The organism is Micromonospora sp. NPDC049240 (assembly GCF_040647835.1).
Taxonomy (GTDB): Bacteria; Actinomycetota; Actinomycetes; order Mycobacteriales; family Micromonosporaceae; genus Micromonospora.
Genome location: NZ_JBEZCX010000001.1, coordinates 408,232 through 424,323 on the forward strand (window position 1 = coordinate 408,232; position 16,092 = coordinate 424,323).

The following is a 16,092-nucleotide window of genomic DNA, read 5'->3' on the forward strand; positions in this document are numbered from 1 at the left end:
GCCGAGTCCCCCGTGCGGGCCGGCGCAAACGTCAGGGCCGGTAGCGGTAGCCCATGCCGGGCTCGGTGATCAGGTGCCGTGGCCGGGCCGGGTCGTCCTCCAGCTTGCGGCGGAGCTGGGCCAGGTACTGCCGGAGGTAGGTGGTCTCCTGCTGGTACTCCGGCCCCCACACGTCGTGCAGGAGCTGCCGCTGGCTGACCAGCTTGCCGGGGTTGCGCAGCAGCTTCTCCAGCACCGCCCACTGGGTGGGGGTCAGTTTGATCTCGGTGCCGTCGTCCCGGGTGACGGTGCGGTCGGCCAGGTCGACGGTGGTCCGGCCGATGCGCAGCGCGGGAACGCCGGGGGTGGCGGGTGCCAGCCGTCGGGTCACCGCGCGGATCCGGGCGAGCAGCTCGTCCACCCCGAACGGCTTGGTGACGTAGTCGTCGGCGCCGGCGTCCAGCGCGGCGACCTTGTCCTCGCTGCCGGCCCGGCCGGACAGCACGATGATCGGCACGGCGGTCCAGCCGCGCAGCCCCCGGATGACCTCGGTGCCGTCCAGGTCGGGCAGGCCGAGGTCGAGCACCACCAGGTCCGGCGGGTGGCCGGCGGCGGCCTTCAACGCGGCGGCGCCGCTGCCGGCCACGTCGACGTCGTAGCCGCGGGCCCGCAGGTTGATCCGCAGCGCGCGGACGATCTGCGGTTCGTCGTCGACGACCAGGATGCGCGTCATTCCCGCGGCCCTTCCGACTCGGTGGCGGCGGGCAGCCGCAGCACCATGGTGAGACCGCCGCCGGGCGTGGTCTCCGGGGTGATGCTGCCACCCATCGCCTCGGCGAGCCCCCGGGACAGTGCCAGGCCCAGCCCCACCCCGGTCCGGTTGTCCCGGTCACCGAGGCGCTGGAACGGCAGGAACACGTGCTCCCACCGGTCCTCCGGGATGCCCGGGCCGGTGTCGATCACCCGCACCTCGACCTGGCCGGCGTGCGCGCTGCCGGTGATCGTCGGCGGCCGGCCGGGCGGGCTGTGCCGCAGGGCGTTGGCGACGATGTTGACCAGCACCCGTTCCAGCAGGCCGGGATCGGCCAGCGCCGCCGGCAGGTCCGGCGGGATGTCCGTGGTCACCTCGGCCGCCGCCGGGCCCAGCTCGTCCAACGCCCGGGGTACGGCGTCCTCCAGCCCGATCGCGGTCGCGGCGACGCCGAGCGCGCCGGCCTGCAAGCGGCTCATGTCGAGCAGGTTCGCCACCAGCCGGCCCAACCGGTCCAGCGACTCGTCGGCGGTGGCCAGCAGCTCCTCGGAGTCGTCGGCGTCGAACTCGACGTCGTGGCTGCGCAGGCTGCTCACCGCGGCCTTGGCCGACGCCAACGGCGTCCGCAGGTCGTGGCTGACGGCGGCGAGCAGCGCGGTGCGCATCCGGTCGGCGGCGGCCAGCGGGCGGGCGGTGGCCGCCTCCTCGGCGAGCCGCTCCTGGCGCAGCGCGACGGCGGCCTGGGCGGCGAACGCCTCGACCACCCGGCGGTCGGCCGCCGCCAGCCGCCGGCCGGCGAGCACCACGCTGAGTCGGTCGTCCACCGGCACCACCGTCTCGCCCGCGTCCGGACTGCCCGGCGGCGCCTCGCCGACGCTGGCCACCACCCGCCAGGCGGCCTCGTCGCGGGACCGGGCCGGCCGCCCCTCCGCCTCGGCGGCGAGTTCGAGCACGCTGACCGCGCGCAACCCGAACGTCTCCCGGAGCCGGTCCAGCAGCGCCGGCAGCGGGCGCGCGCCACGCAGCACGCTGCCGGCGACGGTGGCCAGCGTCTGCGCGTCGGCGGACGCCCGCGCCGCCTCCCGGGTACGCCGGGCCGCCACGTCGACCACCCCGCTCACCGCCACCGCCACGCCGACGAACACGCCGAGCGCGAGCAGATTGTCCGCCTCGGCGATGGTCAGCGTGTGGAACGGCGGGGTGAAGAACCAGTTGAGCAGCAGCGAGCCGCCGAGCGCGGCGACCAGCGCCGGCCACAGCCCGCCGACCAGCGCCACGCCGACCACGCCGGCGAGGAAGAGCAGGATGTCGTTGGTCAGGGTGAGGTCGGGCAGGGCTTCCAGTAGCAGCGTGAGCAGCGGCATGCCGAGCACGGCCAGCGCGTACCCGAGCAGCCGCCGGCGGCGGGACAACGCGGCCGGCACCGCCGCGCCGCGGCGTCCGCGCCCGGCCTGGGGATGGGTGACCAGGTGCACGTCGATCGGGCCGGAGAGCGCGGTGGTGGTCACGCCGACGCCCCGGGCGAAGATCTGCGCGAACCGCCCCCGCCGGCTGGCCCCGAGCACGAGCTGGGTGGCGTTGACGCCCCGGGCGAAGTCGAGCAGCGCGGCCGGGATGTCGGTGCCGAGGACCTGGTGGTACGTGCCGCCGAGGCTCTCCGCCAGCACCCGCTGCCGGGCCAGTTGGGCCGGGTCCGCGCCGGCCAGGCCGTCGCTGCGGGCCACGTGCACGGCGAGCAGGTCGGCCCCCTTGCCGCGGGCGGCGATCCGGGCCGCCCGGCGGATCAACGTCTCGCCCTCCGGGCCGCCGGTGAGCGCGACCACCACCCGTTCCCGCGCCTCCCAGGTGTCCGAGATGCCCTGCTGGGCCCGGTACGCGTCGAGCTGCTCGTCGACCTTGTCGGCCAGCCAGAGCAGCGCCAGCTCGCGCAGCGCGGTCAGGTTGCCGAGCCGGAAGTAGTTGCCGAGCGCGGCGTCGATCCGGTCCGGCCGGTAGATGTTGCCGTGCGCCATCCGGCGACGCAGCGCCTCCGGTGTCATGTCCACCAGCTCGACCTGTTCGGCGGCGCGTACCACCTGGTCCGGCACGGTCTCCCGCTGGGTGATGCCGGTGATCCGGGCGACCACGTCGTTGAGCGACTCCAGGTGCTGGACGTTGACCGTGGAGAGCACGCTGACCCCGGCGTCGAGCAGCTCCTGCACGTCCTGCCAGCGCTTGTCGTGCCGGGAGCCGGGGACGTTGGTGTGGGCCAGTTCGTCGACCACCACCACCTCGGGCCGGCGGGCCAGCACCGCGTCGAGGTCCATCTCGGTGAGGTCGACGCCCCGGTGGCTCACCGACCGGCGCGGCACCACCTCCAGGTCGCCGAGCATGGCGGCGGTGTGCGGGCGGCCGTGCGTCTCGACCAGCCCGACCACCACGTCGGTGCCGCGCTCGGCCCGGCGCCGGGCCTCTTCGAGCATGGCGTACGTCTTGCCGACCCCCGGCGCCGCGCCCAGGTAGATCCGCAGCTCGCCTCTGCCCACCGCCCCATCCTCCCAGGATTAGGGAGGGGCCCCCGCTCAACGCCTCCGGTAGAGACGGGGCCCCCTCTCACGTCGCCGGCTCAGCGCGCCGGGAACGTCTCGTCCAACGCGAGGTTGAGGGTCAGCACGTTCACCGCGGGCTCACCCATGAAGCCGAGCACCCGGCCGGTGGTGTGCGCCTCGACCAGCCGGCGGACCGCCGCCGGGTCCGCGCCGCGCTCCCGCGCCACGCGGGCCACCTGGATCTCCGCGTACGCCGGGGAGATGTGCGGGTCGAGGCCGCTGCCGCTGGCGGTGACCGCGTCGGCGGGTACGGCCGGCTGCGCCGGCGCGTCGCCCCGGACCGGGGTGATCACGCCGCCCTCGGCCACGTAGTCAAGCCCGGGTCGGGCCGCCTCGACCGGCACACCCGCCCAGGTGGTGACGAACGGTGTCGCCGGCACGGCCTGGTTGACGCTGACCACACGGGTGACCGGACCGGTGAGGCCGTCGGCGCGGAACACGGCCAGCACCGCGCCCACCCCGTCCGGCGTGCAGTACGGGCGCCGCCCGTCCACGCCGTCCAGCTCACCGACCGCCCTGCTACGCGCGCAGACCTGGGTGAGCAGGCTCGGGGTGGACTCGGCGGGGTCGACGGCGAGCGTGTCCACCACGCTCTCCGGGCCGAGGTTGCCGGCCGCGGTGGCGGTCGGGTCGTAGCCGGCGCCGGCGGCGGACGGCCGGGACTGGAAGTAGCGCGGGACCGGGTTGCCGTCCGCGTCGGTGAAGGACTGGCCGATCAGCGAGCTACCGACGGTCTTCCCGCCGACGGTGACGAGCGAACCGTCCGCCCGGCCGTCCATGCCGGGGATCCGGCCCACCGCGACCAGGGCGAGCGGGTACGCCAGCCCGAGCAGCACGGTGAGGACGAGCACGGCACGCAGGGCGGCCAGATGTTGGGAGAGCCAAATGGGAAGGCGCATCACGAGATCCCCGGAATGAACTGGACGAGCAGGTCGATGAGCTTGATGCCGACGAACGGCACCACGATGCCGCCGAGGCCGTAGAGCCACAGGTTGCGGCTGAGCAGCTTCGAGGCGCTGGCCGGGCGGTAGCGCACGCCGCGCAGGGCCAGCGGGATGAGCGCGACGATGACGATCGCGTTGAAGACGACCGCGGAGAGGATCGCCGACTCGGGACTGGCCAGCCGCATGATGTTGAGCCGGTCCAGCGAGGGGTAGATGCCGGCGAACATGGCCGGGATGATCGCGAAGTACTTCGCGATGTCGTTGGCGATGCTGAACGTCGTCAACGCGCCCCGAGTGATCAGCAACTGCTTGCCGATCTCCACGATCTCGATCAGCTTGGTCGGGTCGGAGTCGAGGTCGACCATGTTGCCGGCCTCCTTCGCGGCCGACGTGCCGGTGTTCATGGCCACGCCCACGTCCGCCTGGGCCAGCGCGGGCGCGTCGTTGGTGCCGTCGCCGGTCATCGCGACCAGTCGGCCGCCCTCCTGCTCCTTGCGGATCAGGGCGAGCTTGTCCTCCGGCGTGGCCTCGGCGAGGAAGTCGTCCACGCCGGCCTCGTCGGCGATTGCCTTCGCGGTACGCGGGTTGTCCCCCGTGATCATCACGGTCCGGATGCCCATCCGGCGCATCTCGTCGAAGCGCTCCCGCATGCCGGCCTTCACCACGTCCTTGAGGTGGATGACGCCCAGCGCCCGGGCCGGCTCGCCCGCCACGCGCTCGGCGACCACGAGCGGGGTGCCGCCGGTGCCGCTGATCGCGTCCACCAGCTCGCCGACCTGGTCGGTCGGGTGGCCGCCGTGTTCGCGTACCCACTTCATCACCGCGGCGGCGGCGCCCTTGCGGATCTGCCGGACCCCGCCCTCGGCGTCCAGGTCGACGCCGCTCATCCGGGTCTGCGCGGTGAACGGCACGAACGTGGCGTGCGGGATGAGGCCGGGCTCGCGCTCGCGCAGCCCGAACTCGTTCTTGGCCAGCACCACCACCGAACGCCCCTCGGGCGTCTCGTCGGCCAGGCTGGAGAGCTGGGCCGCGTCCGCGACGGTGGCCGCGTCCACGCCGGCCACCGGCAGGAACTCGGCCGCCTGCCGGTTGCCCAGGGTGATCGTGCCGGTCTTGTCCAGCAGCAGCGTGTTGACGTCGCCGGCCGCCTCGACCGCCCGGCCGCTCATGGCCAGCACGTTGCGCTGGACCAGGCGGTCCATGCCGGCGATGCCGATCGCGGAGAGCAGCGCGCCGATGGTGGTCGGGATGAGGCAGACCAGCAGCGAGACCAGCACGATGCCGGTGACGCCGGAGTCGGTGATCGCCTGCGTGTCCGGCGCGGCGGCCTGCCAACCCTTGGCGAAGATCGCCAGCGGCTGGAGCGTGACCACCGCGAGCAGGAAGATGATCGTCAGCGCGGCCAGCAGGATGTTCAGCGCGATCTCGTTCGGCGTCTTCTGCCGGTTGGCGCCCTCGACCAGCGCGATCATCCGGTCGATGAAGCTCTCGCCCGGCTTCTGCGTGACCTTCACGACGATCCGGTCGGAGAGCACCCGGGTGCCGCCGGTGACCGCACTGCGGTCGCCACCGGACTCCCGGATCACCGGCGCGGACTCGCCGGTGATGGCCGACTCGTCGACGCTGGCGATGCCCTCGACCACGTCGCCGTCGGCGGGGATGATCTGGCCGGCCTCGACCAGCACGACGTCACCCTGCCGCAGTTGCGGCGCGGGCACCGCCTCGTCGCGGTAGGCGTTGGCCGCCGCGCCCGGCGCCCAGCCGAGCAGGCGGGTGGCGACGGTGTCCTGCTTGGCCCGCCGCAGCGTCGCGGCCTGGGCCTTGCCGCGTCCCTCGGCGACCGCCTCGGCCAGATTGGCGAAGATCACGGTCAGCCACAGCCAGACGGTGATCGCCCAGGCGAAGACCGACGGGTCGGCCACCGCGAGCGCGGTGGTGAAGAGCGCGCCGATCTCGACGATCAGCATCACCGGGTTGCGCCACAGCGTGCGCGGGTCGAGCTTGCGCAGCGCGTCCGGCAGCGACGCGAGCAGCTGGCGCGGATCGAGCAGTCCGCCGCCGACCCGGCCGCCCGAGGTGGCCGGGTCGGCGTGGGCCGGGGCGCCGGTGGCTGGCGCGTCGGCGGTGTCGAGAGGTGCTGTCATGTCCTTGTCTCTCATGGTGGTCACAGCCCTTCGGCCAGTGGGCCGAGCGCGAGCGCGGGCAGGAAGGTGAGCGCGACGAGCACCACCGTGACGCCGACGACCATGCCGACGAAGAGCGGCTTGTGGGTCGGCAGGGTGCCCTCGGACGCGGGGGTGGGCTGCTGGCGGGCCAGCGAGCCGGCCAGCGCGAGCACGAAGATGATCGGCAGGAACCGGCCGAGCAGCATGCACAGCCCGAGCGCGGTGTTCCACCAGGGCGTGTTCACGGTGATGCCGGCGAACGCCGAGCCGTTGTTGTTGCTCGCCGAGGTGAACGCGTAGAGCACCTCGGAGAGCCCGTGCGGCCCGGTGTTGAGCGCGGTCGAGGCGTTGCCGGTGGCGAACGCGGCGGCGGTGCCGGTGAGCACCAGCGCCGGCGTGATCAGGAAGTACATCGAGGCGAACTTGATCTCGCGGGCCCCGATCTTCTTGCCCAGGTACTCCGGCGTGCGGCCGACCATCAGGCCGGCGACGAAGACCGTGAGCACCGCGAGGACCAGCAGCCCGTACAGGCCGGCGCCGACGCCGCCCGGTGCGACCTCGCCGAGCATCATGTTGCCGAGCGTCATCATCCCGCCCAGCGCGGTGTACGAGTCGTGGAACGAGTTGACCGCGCCGGTCGAGGTGAGCGTGGTGGCCGCGGCGAAGGTGGCCGAGTTCGACACGTCGAACCGCACCTCCTTGCCCTCCATCGCCGCGCCGACCGCCTGCGGCACCGTGCCGTGGCCGGCAAGCTCGAAGACGTTGGTCAGGGTGATGCTGGCCAGCGCGAGGATCGCCATCACGGCGGCGATCGCGTGGCCCTGCCGGTTCTGCCCGACCATCCGGCCGAAGACCCGGGGCAGGCTGAACGGGATCACCAGGATCAGGAAGATCTCCAGCCAGTTCGTCCACGCGGTCGGGTTCTCGAACGGGTGGGCGCTGTTGGCGTTGTAGAAGCCGCCGCCGTTGGTGCCGAGTTCCTTGATGACCTCCTGCCCGGCCACCGGTCCACCGGTGATCGTCTGGCCGCCGCCGGTCAACGTGGTCACGTCGGTGCCGCCGGACAGGTTCTGCACCACCCCGCCGAGCATCAGCGCGAGGGCGCCGAGCACCGCGATCGGCAGCAGGATCCGCAGCGTGACGCGGACCAGGTCGACCCAGAAGTTGCCCAGCTCGCCGGTGCGGCTACGGGCGAAGCCCCGGACCAGCGCCACCGCGACGGCGATGCCGACCGCGGCGGAGACGAAGTTCTGCACCGCCAGGCCGGCCATCTGCACCAGGTGGCCCATGGTCGACTCACCCGAGTACCACTGCCAGTTCGTGTTGGTCACGAACGACACGGCGGTGTTCCACGCGCCGTGCGGCACCACCGGGTCGAAGCCCAGCGAGAGCCACAGGTGGTTCTGCAGACGCTGGAACGTGTAGAGGAACAGCAGGGAGACGGCCGAGAACGCGAGCACGCTGCGGACGTAGACGCCCCAGGTCTGCTCGGCGGCCGGGTTCACCCCGACCAGGCGGTAGACGCCCCGCTCGACGCGGGACGACCGGGTGCCGGAGACCGCCCGGAACATGTAGTCACCGAACGGCCGGTGCACGGCGACCAGCGCCACCACCAGCGACAGCACGAACAGCACTCCGGCTGTGGTCATGCTCATCAGAAACGCTCCGGGAACAGCAGGGCGACGACCAGGAACACACCCAGCCCGATCGCCAGCACCAGGCCGACGGCGTTGACGGCGCTCACAGCTTCTCCACACCCCTCACCACGAGGGCGAGAGCCGCGAACAGCCCCACCGTCAGCAACACGAACAGCACGTCAGACACGGCTGACCTCTCCTAGCGGAAAATGTCCTCGCGACCGCCTCCCGGTCGCGCCGGGCAATCAAAACGCCAGTTCACGCGGGCGGACAGGGGCCATAACGCGACCATCACGCCGGGCGGTGGTTTCTTGACGCGCCTTTCACGCCGCCCCGGCGTGGGACCAGCCGTCGCCGGAGCCGGTCAGCTCCCCCGGCGCGAAGACCGCCGCCGCCACCAGGGCCGAGCCCACCACCAGCAGCACGCCACCGGCCACCCTCGCGTCAGCCCTCGGGACGGGCCGACCCCGAGCCGGCGCGCTCGCCGGACCGGGGTGGGTCGAGCGGACCGAAGGCCGAGCGCACCAGCCGGTTCGCCTCGTCCTGGTCGACGTCGGTGGCGACCAGCAGGTCACTGGCCGCGGTGCGCACCTGGGCCACCACGACCGCGCCGGAGAAGTCCACCCCGGCCCGGTACGCGCGCCCGGCCTCGGCCACCGCCCGCAACGCGGACTCCCGGCAGCGGGTCGGCTCCGCCACGCCCCGGGCGAACTCCCTGCGCAGCCGGCGGACCGCCTCGGCCAGCCCCGACACGGCAGCCGGCATGGCGTCCGGGATCCGCTCGCCGTCGGCGAGCAGCGTGACCGCCCGCCGGATCAGCGTGCCGCTGTTGCGCATCGCCCGGTCCACCGGCTCGACCGAGTTCGCGTACCGGCCGAGCGGCCCCTGCCGGGCGGTCCAGTAGACCGGCGAGAGCGTGGCGGCCTCCCGGGCGCCCTGCGCGGCCTCGCCGAAGGCGCCCATCTCCTCCTTGTTGTCGCGCAGCCGGTCCCGGGCGGCGATCGCCGCCTCGACCTCCCGCTCGCGCAGGGCAGCGGCGGTGCGGTCCAACTGGTCGGCGAGCAGCATCAGCGCGGGGCCGGCCGCCCGGTTGATGATCCGCAGCGGGTTCAGGGGCAGCAGCACGGCGGTCACCAGCAGCGTCGCGGCGCCGCCGATCAACGCGTCGACCACCCGGGGCGCTTCGAGGTCCGGCATGGTCGGCGTCAGCGTGCCGATCAGCACCGCGGTCGCCCCGGCCTGGACCGCCAGCGCCGGGCTGCGACCGACGAACGCGGCCACCAGGACGGCCAGCGCCACGATGGCGCCGAGCTGCCAGGCACCGACCCCGACCAGGCTGATCAACAGGTTGCCGATCAGGATGCCGACCGCCACGCCGAGCACCAGTTCGACGGTACGGCGCAGGCGTTGCCCCACCGAGGCGGCGAGCGCCACCACCGCCGAGATCGGGGCGAAGACCGGTTGGGCCACGTGCAGCAGCGAGTCCGCGGCCCACCAGGAGAGGCCGGCGGCCAACCCGGCCTGGGCGGCCAGCCCGGCGCCCGCGCGTACCCGGCGGAACCGGTCCGTCAGCAGCGCCGGCACGGCCCGCAGCCGGCGGGCGAGGCGCTGGGCACCGGCGGCCCTGTCCCCGGCGGCCTGGTCACCGCCGCCCGCTCCCGCAGCACCGGCCACGGCCGGGCGTACCCGCTTCCGGTCGGCTCAATCCTGCTCAACCGCCGAGGGCATGGGCGACCACGGCATCACTCGTCGACCGGGCGGTGCACGGCGGCCGGAACTGACCGCCGCGCCCGGATCAGCGGGGCATCTCCCGCCAACCGGTGCCGCCCGACCGCCATGCCCCGGCGAGGATGCTCGCCGAGACGCGGCTCGGGCACTGCTGGATCTTCGACCGGCCGGCGGCGCCGCCGATCTGAGCCTGGACCTGCCACTGCTGTCCGTCGGTGCAGATGTAGACGTCGCGGCGCCCGCGGGGGATGTTGACGCCGTTCCACCAATGTTCCTCGACGACCATGAACTGACCGTACCGCAGGTGACCCGGTCCGGCCCAGACCCGGGGTACGGGCCGGGCCGCACACGGGGTCAGCCGTCCAGCCGGCGGACCATGTTCAGCACGGTCTCGACCTGGGCACCGCCCTTGATCGGGTAGTTCGTGCCGAGGTAGCCCCACCAGTCCCAGCAGCCGTTCGGGTTGACTCCGGAGGCGATCGCCTGCGGATAGAGGACGATCAGTCGGTTGGTGTCGGCGTACTGGTTGAGGTTGGCCCGGTCGACGAACGCGGTGCCGACCCTGGCGTACCCCTGGGCGCAGCCGTGCAGCGCGACCAGCAGCCGGCAGGTGGTGCCGGCGGCGCAGGCGGCCGGCACGTACGCGAAGCCGTTGCCGTCCATGCTCAGCCCGTTGGCCCAGCCGTTGACCGCGAAGCTGTCCTGGCTGAATCGGATCAGCGTGCCGCTGAGCGGGCCGGTGTTCGGCGCGGCGACCGGACCGAGCAGGTGGGCCAGGAACGCGCCCTGCGGGTCGGTGCCGCAGTCGGCGAGGAACGGCGAGGCGGTGGCCGTGCAGCCGACCGTGCCGTAGGGCGTGACCCAGGAGTGCCCGGCCGCACCGCCGGAGTCGTAGCGGACGCCGGCGCCGAAGTCCTGGTAGTAGCGGACCAGGTCGTCGGTGACCGATTTCTTCACGGTGGCGTCGTTGGCGCCGTGGTAGACGTACACCGGCTGGCCGGCCAGGTTGCCGGTGCCGTCGATCCAGCCGGACGAGGCCCAGGTGCGGGTGTACGCCTCCAGGTTGCCCAGGTACGTCGGGTAGATGGTGTCGCCGCAGCCGTAGAGCGCCTGCGGGACGCTGTTCTGCGCGCAGTAGTACGGCCCGGCCGCGAAGATCGCCGCGCCCCGGATCCGGGCCGAGTAGGCGACCTGGAGCTGGGTCGCCAGGTAACCGCCGGAGGAGACCCCGGCGAGGTAGACGGCGGAGACCGGGTACGCGCGCAGCGTGCCGGCGACCGGAGCCTTCGTGTACGGAGTGCTCGCGGCCCGGGCGGCGACGCCACCGGGCAGGACCAGCAGGAGCGCGGCGGCGAGGGTGGTGACGGCTTTCCACGGTGTCTTCATGGCGTTCTCCCGTCCGACCGCCGGTGGGACGACCGGCGTGCCGGAACGCTAGCGTGACATCGACCACAGCCGATATCCGTGTGGTCGACACCTCGCCCGCCGGGGCGGTGTGGGCCGGCCACCCCGAAAATCCCCTGGACCCTCGCCGGGGCCCGAACTACCGTCCCGACGGATGGACCTGCCACGTAGCTTCACCATCCGCGAGGGCGACCTGCGGATCATCAACCCGTTCGACGCCGGCAAGCTGGCCACCCTGGGCCGGGCGATCAAGCTCGAACCGGGCACGTCGATCCTCGACCTGTGCAGCGGCAAGGGCGAAATGCTCTGCACCTGGGCCCGGGACCACGGCGTGACCGGCACCGGGGTGGACATCAGCACCGTCAACACCGCTGCCGCCAGGGAGCGCGCCACCGAGCTGGGGGTGTCCGAACGGTTACGTTTCGTGCACGGCGACGCCGCGACGTACGTCGCGACGGAGCCCGTCGACCTGGCCGCCTGCGTCGGTGCGACCTGGATCGGCGGCGGGGTGCCCGGCACGCTGGAGATCCTCCGTCGCAGCCTTCGCCCCGGCGGGACGGTGCTGGTCGGTGAGCCGTACTGGCGCCTCGACCCGCCCGACGAGGAGACGGTGACCGGTTCCCACGCACGGTCCCGGGACGAGTTCCACGACCTGCCCGGCCTGGTCCGGCTCTTCGGCGCGTGCGGCTGGGACCTGGTCGAGATGGTCCTCGCCGACCAGGACAGCTGGGACCGCTACGCCGCCGCGCACTGGTTGAACCTGCGCCGCTGGCTGGACGCCAACCCGGACGACGAGCTGGCCCCGGAGCTGCGGCAGGAGTTGACCGAGGACCCGCTGCGGTACGTCCGCTTCCAGCGCGAGTATCTGGGTTGGGGGGCGTTCGCGCTGATGCGCCGCTGATGCCCCGGACCCGCCGACGACGGGCGGCCGGGCTTAGCAGATCGCTACGCAGGGTAAAGAGAGATCATGGGACAGTTGCGCACGTCGCCGCCGCCACCGCAGGCCACCGAGCTGGAGCGGTGGGTGCTCGACACCCCGGAAGAGCTGCGCGACGTGCGGGCCTCGCTGCGCGACGCGTTGAACCGGCACGGGCTGGTGCAGGGCGAGGATCTGGACGAGGTGCCGCACATGGTGCTGCTCGTCGTCACCGAGCTGGCCAGCAACGCGCTCCGGCACGGGCGACCCCCCACCATCGTCACGCTGCTGGCCACCGACGACTGCTTCCTGTTGGAGGTGGCCGACCACGACGTCAGCTCGGTGCCGGAGCTGTCCGACATCCACCCGCTCGACTCGGGCGGACGCGGGCTCTTCCTGGCCCAGTCGATCTCGCTCGACGTCGGCTGGTACGCCACCACCACCACCAAGCACATCTGGGCGGCGTTCTCGCGATAGCGCTCAGAAACCGGACACCGGGTGCGGGACGTACGGCGCCTCCAGCTCCGCCACCTCGGCGTCGGTCAACTCCATCTCCAGTGCGGCGACCGCGTCGGTCAGGTGGTGCGGCTTCGTGGCCCCGACGATCGGCGCGGTCACCGCCGGATGACGCGCCACCCAGGCCAACGCCACCTGGGCGCGCGGCACGCCACGCTGCGCGGCGACCCGGCCCACCGCGTCGACCACCGCCCGGTCGTGCTCCTCGGTACGCGCGTACAGCTTGCGGCCGAACTCGTCGGTGTCCGCCCGCGCCGTCCGCTCCCCCGGGTCGCGGGTCAACAGGCCGCGGGCCAGCGGACTCCACGGGATCACCGCGACGCCCTCGTCGAGGCAGAGCGGCAGCATCTCCCGCTCCTCCTCGCGGTAGATCAGGTTGTAGTGGTTCTGCATGGAGACGAACCGGGTCCAGCCGTGCCGCTCGGCGAGCCCGAGCGCCTTGGCGAACTGCCACGCGTACATCGACGAGGCGCCGAGGTAGCGGACCTTGCCGACCCGGACCAGGTCGTGCAGCGCCTCCAGCGTCTCCTCGATCGGCGTGGCCGGGTCGAGACGGTGGATCTGGTAGAGGTCGACGTAGTCGGTGCCGAGCCGGCGCAGGCTCGCGTCGATCTCGCTCATGATGTGCTTGCGGGACAGGCCGCCCCGGTTCGGTCCCGACCCCCTCCGGCCGTGGACCTTCGTCGCGATCACCACCTCGTCGCGGTCGGCGAAGTCCTTCAACGCCCGGCCGACGATCTCCTCGCTGGTGCCGTCGGAGTAGACGTTGGCGGTGTCGAAGAAGTTCACCCCCAGCTCCAGCGCCTGCTTGATGAAGGGCCGGGCGTCGTCCTCCGGCAGCGACCACGGGTGGGTGCCCCGTCCCGGCTCGCCGTAGCTCATGCAACCCAGGCAGAGCCGGGACACCTGAAGGCCGGTGGAGCCGAACGTCACGTAATCCATGCGGTCCATCTCACCACCGCCGTACCGGCTCCGCAGCCCGGCGGCCCGGCCGCCGGGACGGGCGGCTCAGTCGCCGTGTTCCGCGGTGGCCGCCGGGACGTCACCCCAGACCGCCTTCGCCCCGGACTCGCCCACCCGGTAGACCTGGACCAGGTTCGCCGCGGCCACCACCACCGCCAGCACGGCCACCACCACGCCCGGCACGCCGGGTCCGGTCGTCGCCCCGGCACCGGCCGGCCGCTCCGCCCGGCGCCGCAACCAGACCAGGGCGACGGCGACGACCAGCAACGGCAACGCGAACCAGAGCAGTTGGTCGCCCAACTCGGCGTGCCGGCCCGGGTCGCCGACCCGCCGCTCCAGGCTCTCCCCGCTCTCGGTGGCGAGCGGGATCGCTGCGGTGGCCAGCGCGGCGACCAGCACCACGAGCCACCCGAAGCGGCCCCGCCAGGCGGGGCGTACGGCCAACGCGACCACGCCCAGCGCGGCCAGCGGCAGCAGGACCACCACGGCGTGCACCACCAGCGGATGCAGGGGCAGTCCGTTCACGGAGTCCGGCACGATGATCTCCTCGGCGGTGGGGTCCGGTTCGGTCCCACAGTGCCCGGCAGTTCTTGCGAAGTTCTTACGCCGGGCCCGCTCAGGCGGGCGGCAGCAGCAGCGTGAAGGTGGCGCCGCGACCCGGCGCACCGGCCACCTCGACCGTGCCCCGGTGCGCCTGTGCCACATGCTGGACCAGGGCGAGACCGAGGCCGAACCGCCGGCCGGCCCCGGCCGTGCCGTGCGCGAACCGCGCGAACAGGCGGTCCGCCTCCGCCGGGTCCAGGCCGACCCCGTCGTCGGCGACCTCGGCGGCGATCCGCCCGTCCCGGCGGGACACGGTCACCGTGACGTGCCCGCCCGCCGGCACGTGCCCGACGGCGTTGTCCACCAGCGCGGTCACTGCCCGGCGCAGGGCCGGTCCGGCGCCCCGGACCAGCGCCGGACCGGCCGCCACCAGCCGTAGCTCCACCCGCCGCTCGCCGGCGTACGCGGACATGCTGCCCACCACCTCGCGGGCCACCTCGGTCAGGTCCACCGCGGTGTCCGGCAACGGCTGGTGCTCGGCGGCGGCCGACACCAGCAGGTCCTCCACCACCTCGCCGAGCGCCCGGGTGTCCGCCACGAGCTGGTCGAGCTGCCCGGCCAGCCCCTGGGCCGGCTGTTCCCGGGCCCGCCGGGCCAGCAGTTGCGCCCGGGTGTGCAGCACGGTCAGCGGGGCACGCAGCTCGTGCGAGGCGTCCGCCACGAACCGGCGTTGCATGCCCAACGCGGCGGCCAGCGGGGCGACCGCCCGGCGGGCCAGCAGTGTCGCGGTCACCAGCGCACCGGCCAGCCCGGCCAGCTCGGCCACCAGCAGCGCGAGGCCGAGCTGCCCCTGCCGGCGTCGGAGCGGGGCCAGCTCGGCGGCGACCGCCCAGCGGGTGCCGTCGGACCGGCGCGCCACCGCCACCCGGACCGGCCGGTCGTCGCCGGCCGTCGCGTCGTGACGGCCGGGCGAACGGCGTACCGCCTCGTCGAGCACGCGGGTCAGCTCCGGGGACGCGCCCGGCGTCACCTCGACGACCGGGTCGCCGGGGCGCTGCCGCGCCAGGAACTGCCCCGGCGGGGGATCGTCGACGTCCTCGGCGGCGGCCAGCACCCGGGTCAGCTCACCGTCCAACGCCCGGGACTCCTGCCGGCTGGTCAGCGCGAACATCAGCGCGCCGACGAGCAACAGGACCAGCCCGATCGCGCCGGCGGTCTGCGCCACGCTGCGCCGGCGGGCACGAGCGAGCCGGGCCTCGTCCACGCTCAGCCGGCCCCGAGCCGGTAACCCAGCCCGTGCACCGTCCGGACGGCGTCCCGCCCCAGCTTCCGGCGCAGGTGGTGGACGCAGGCGTCGACGGTGCCGGGCGCGTCGGCGCGGTCGAACGCGGTGCTGAGCAGCTCCGCCCGGGTGAAGACCTTGCGGGGCCGCCCGGCGAGGGCGTGCAGCACGGCGAACTCGCGGGCGGAGAGCGGGATCTCCTCGGCGCCGTCGACCACCCGACGATTGCCCACGTCGAGCCGGCCGCGGCCCAGCGGCAACCAGCTCGCGCCGTCCGGGTGGCGGCGGCGCAACGCCCGCAGCCGGGCCGACAGCTCCGCCACCTCGAACGGCTTGACCAGGTAGTCCTCCGCCCCGGCGTCCAGGCCGGCGACCCGGTCGTGCACCGCGCCACGGGCGGTGAGCAGCAGCACCGGGCAGGCGACGCCGTGCGCCCGCAGCCGGGTGACCAGTTCCAGCCCGTCCAGCACCGGCAGCCCCCGGTCGACCACCATGACCTGGTAGTCCCGGGTCAGCGCCCGGTGCAGCCCGAGGTGGCCGTCGCCGGCCACGTCGACGTCGTACCCCTCCTCGGTGAGCAGGTCGACGAGGAGACCGGACAGGGCGCGGTCGTCCTCGACCAGCAGCAGGCGGGGACGGCTCTCCACCCAGCCAGTATTCACCCGGCGGGTCGGCA

At 73.6% G+C, this 16,092-nt stretch carries 15 protein-coding genes; 2 read left to right on the forward strand and 13 right to left on the reverse strand.

Annotation, left to right across the window (positions count from 1 at the left end; translation table 11 throughout):
• Window positions 1-31 precede the first annotated feature (31 nt).
• The 9 genes from AB0B02_RS01950 to AB0B02_RS01990 form a co-directional block, all read right to left on the reverse strand.
• The gene (locus AB0B02_RS01950; RefSeq protein ID WP_281943271.1) at window positions 32-712 is read right to left on the reverse strand and encodes a response regulator; all 681 of its coding nucleotides are present in this window, start codon (window positions 710-712) and stop codon (window positions 32-34) included.
• Window positions 709-3,255 (reverse strand): DUF4118 domain-containing protein, encoded by a 2,547-nt coding sequence (locus AB0B02_RS01955; protein WP_281943272.1) that lies wholly within the window; start codon window positions 3,253-3,255, stop codon window positions 709-711. Before AB0B02_RS01955 ends, AB0B02_RS01950 begins: the two co-directional genes overlap by 4 nt.
• A gap of 80 nt (window positions 3,256-3,335) precedes the next feature.
• Window positions 3,336-4,217 (reverse strand): potassium-transporting ATPase subunit C, encoded by an 882-nt coding sequence (locus AB0B02_RS01960; RefSeq protein ID WP_357294046.1) that lies wholly within the window; start codon window positions 4,215-4,217, stop codon window positions 3,336-3,338.
• Window positions 4,217-6,406 carry a potassium-transporting ATPase subunit KdpB gene (kdpB, locus tag AB0B02_RS01965; RefSeq protein WP_281943276.1) on the reverse strand — a complete coding sequence of 730 codons (2,190 nt, stop codon included), beginning with the start codon at window positions 6,404-6,406 and terminating at the stop codon, window positions 4,217-4,219. The genes AB0B02_RS01960 and kdpB overlap by 1 nt, the downstream gene beginning before the upstream one ends.
• A 20-nt stretch (window positions 6,407-6,426) precedes the next feature.
• Window positions 6,427-8,082: a potassium-transporting ATPase subunit KdpA gene (gene kdpA, locus AB0B02_RS01970; protein WP_357294092.1), complete on the reverse strand. Its 1,656-nt coding sequence runs from the start codon at window positions 8,080-8,082 to the stop codon at window positions 6,427-6,429.
• Window positions 8,082-8,171 (reverse strand): K(+)-transporting ATPase subunit F, encoded by a 90-nt coding sequence (gene kdpF, locus AB0B02_RS01975; protein WP_036343797.1) that lies wholly within the window; start codon window positions 8,169-8,171, stop codon window positions 8,082-8,084. The genes kdpA and kdpF overlap by 1 nt, the downstream gene beginning before the upstream one ends.
• A gap of 337 nt (window positions 8,172-8,508) precedes the next feature.
• Complete coding sequence (locus tag AB0B02_RS01980; RefSeq protein ID WP_357295797.1) at window positions 8,509-9,657, reverse strand: FUSC family protein; 1,149 nt, start codon at window positions 9,655-9,657, stop codon at window positions 8,509-8,511.
• Between the two features lie 202 nt (window positions 9,658-9,859).
• Window positions 9,860-10,078: a hypothetical protein gene (locus AB0B02_RS01985; RefSeq protein ID WP_281943282.1), complete on the reverse strand. Its 219-nt coding sequence runs from the start codon at window positions 10,076-10,078 to the stop codon at window positions 9,860-9,862.
• A 68-nt stretch (window positions 10,079-10,146) separates the two neighbouring features.
• Window positions 10,147-11,178 (reverse strand): PHB depolymerase family esterase, encoded by a 1,032-nt coding sequence (locus tag AB0B02_RS01990; RefSeq protein WP_357294132.1) that lies wholly within the window; start codon window positions 11,176-11,178, stop codon window positions 10,147-10,149.
• Between the two features lie 172 nt (window positions 11,179-11,350).
• On the opposite strand from AB0B02_RS01990, the gene AB0B02_RS01995 reads away from it, so the two are divergent.
• Window positions 11,351-12,097: a class I SAM-dependent methyltransferase gene (locus tag AB0B02_RS01995; protein WP_281943287.1), complete on the forward strand. Its 747-nt coding sequence runs from the start codon at window positions 11,351-11,353 to the stop codon at window positions 12,095-12,097.
• Between the two features lie 66 nt (window positions 12,098-12,163).
• Window positions 12,164-12,589: an ATP-binding protein gene (locus AB0B02_RS02000; RefSeq protein ID WP_281943289.1), complete on the forward strand. Its 426-nt coding sequence runs from the start codon at window positions 12,164-12,166 to the stop codon at window positions 12,587-12,589.
• A 3-nt stretch (window positions 12,590-12,592) separates the two neighbouring features.
• On the opposite strand, the gene AB0B02_RS02005 is transcribed toward AB0B02_RS02000, so the two are convergent.
• From AB0B02_RS02005 to AB0B02_RS02020, 4 genes are all read right to left on the reverse strand, one after another.
• On the reverse strand, window positions 12,593-13,570 hold the full coding sequence (locus tag AB0B02_RS02005; RefSeq protein ID WP_281943808.1) for an aldo/keto reductase: 978 nt from the start codon (window positions 13,568-13,570) through the stop codon (window positions 12,593-12,595).
• 66 nt (window positions 13,571-13,636) lie between these two features.
• Entirely contained in the window at window positions 13,637-14,128 is a 492-nt protein-coding gene (locus AB0B02_RS02010) for a DUF2231 domain-containing protein (protein ID WP_281943291.1), read from the reverse strand.
• 79 nt (window positions 14,129-14,207) lie between these two features.
• Window positions 14,208-15,398, reverse strand: a complete 1,191-nt coding sequence (locus AB0B02_RS02015) for a HAMP domain-containing sensor histidine kinase (RefSeq protein WP_357294158.1) — start codon at window positions 15,396-15,398, stop codon at window positions 14,208-14,210.
• A 2-nt stretch (window positions 15,399-15,400) separates the two neighbouring features.
• Complete coding sequence (locus AB0B02_RS02020; protein WP_281943295.1) at window positions 15,401-16,063, reverse strand: response regulator transcription factor; 663 nt, start codon at window positions 16,061-16,063, stop codon at window positions 15,401-15,403.
• Window positions 16,064-16,092: the final 29 nt, after the last annotated feature.